A 1,758-nucleotide genomic window follows, 5' to 3' on the forward strand; every position below is an offset into this window, starting at 1 on the left:
GCCTCTGGAAGCTGGAATTACAAGGGCTTGCCGATGAACTCAATCTGCCGATTCGGGTGTGCCACTTTCCTCCGGGCACCAGCAAATGGAACAAAATCGAGCACCGTCTGTTTTCCTATATCAGCATGAATTGGCGGGGGCGACCTTTGGTGAGTCACGAAGTCATTGTCAATTTGATCGCGGCTACAACCACCAGCAAAGGCTTGAAAGTGTACGCCGCCATTGATCCTACACCCTACCCCAAGGGTATCAAAGTCACTGACGCTGAATTCGCTACCATCCAAATTGATCGCGATAACTTCCATGGGGAATGGAATTACGTCATCTCACCAAACAAAAAGTCCATGTAGTTTATTTATGATTCCTTAGTGCAAGTGATGCCATAGACTGGTATCGCGGAGCTGGAGCGAATGACATTACAACACCTTTTCCGACTGATTCAACCGAATACGATAGTAACAGAGACGGCGTTCCCCTCTCGAAAACATCCTTTGAGGACAATCCGCTGTGGCCCTCCCTTGGTGTCCCGCTAGGCACCGATCTGTTCTCGAATGCAGGTGGGCCGGGTGATCCTGCGCCATTTCGCGGACCCGGAGCTCCACGTATTCACCGCCGTTTTGGCGACAACACAGGCTTCGAAGCTGTCATCGCTGATGGCTCGGCCATCAGCTTCTTGAAGCGCCGCCTGCATCTTGACCTCTTGGACTACACCGAATATCTCGGTGGCCTGGCTCTTGTTGTTCCCGATCCCGTCCTGCGCCGCGTCCAGCACTCCATGGTTCCTGCAAAGAGCAATGATGCGGACGAGTGCCTCGTCTACCGGTTGGTGCCCCGTCCAGGTCAAAGTCTCTATGACCTGAAACTGACGGTTCTTGAGCGCCGATCAAATCTCCTATCACGGTTTGAAACTGTCGATGTCCCAGCTGAGGGCTTGGTTACTATCGAAAGTGCCTTACCGTTTGATCAAACAGGCTATGTCATCTCACACCCCATACAGGGGGTCATTGCTTACCAACAGCCACGTCCATTCATTCGCTCAGTGAATCTATCGCTTGGTGTGGCAGGTCGTAGAGTAAGGGTCCAAGTTCCGCAGACAGAGTCGCCTCATAGCTCAACCGACAACTACGAGGTGACCGAATATGCGCATGAAATACCGATTGAGGTCGGTGAAAGACAATCCGACAATGCGAACGCCAGAGTGGTCGAGGCGGAGCAGCGCCGTATCCGAAGGGCCGCTGCCAAGCAGTACAAGCAGACATGGTTTGATGGTACCCAGCGTAATGAAGCATCTTCGTTCTTGCGCGAGCAAGTCGGAAGAGCTAGGTCGTCGGTGATGGTTGCTGACCCCTATTTCGGGGCGCTCCAAATCCCCCGGTGTCAGGGTAGTTGTCGCCTCTCTGAAATGGAGTCAGGTGTAGGGTGGGGGCGGAAAGTGGATTATCGAGATGAAGAGTTATTCAGCAGAACGTAAGGCCGCTGTATTGCAGAAGATGTTACCGCCCACCAGTTTATCTGTGCCAGAACTGGCCAAACAGGAAGGGATTTCTGATGTGACGCTGTACCATTGGCGTAAGCAGGCGATAGCGAGTGGGACGATGAGTGCAGTGACCAAGAAGACCGCAGAGTGTTGGTCTGCCGAGTCCAAGTTGGCAGCGGTGGTGGAAACGGCACTGCTGTCCGAGGTGGAGTTGAGCGCATATTGCCGGGAGAAAGGGCTGTATCCAGACCCTGTCTCTTATACACATCTCCGAGCCCACG

Annotated in this window: 3 protein-coding genes; all 3 read left to right on the top strand. The window is 53.4% G+C overall.

Annotated features, from left to right (window positions below):
• Positions 1-350, top strand: a 350-nt coding sequence (locus H7F11_RS16555; protein WP_413773187.1) for an ISAzo13-like element transposase-related protein, incomplete at its 5' end; no start/stop codon positions are given.
• Positions 351-415: 65 nt separating this feature from the next.
• Positions 416-1,471 carry a VPA1262 family N-terminal domain-containing protein gene (locus tag H7F11_RS17360; RefSeq protein WP_413773205.1) on the top strand — a complete coding sequence of 352 codons (1,056 nt, stop codon included), beginning with the start codon at positions 416-418 and terminating at the stop codon, positions 1,469-1,471.
• On the top strand, positions 1,446-1,758 hold a 313-nt coding region (locus H7F11_RS16565), incomplete at its 3' end, for a transposase (protein ID WP_193658295.1). The genes H7F11_RS17360 and H7F11_RS16565, both read left to right, overlap by 26 nt.

This window comes from Acidithiobacillus sp. HP-2 (genome assembly GCF_015100155.1).
Taxonomy (GTDB): Bacteria; Pseudomonadota; Gammaproteobacteria; order Acidithiobacillales; family Acidithiobacillaceae; genus Acidithiobacillus.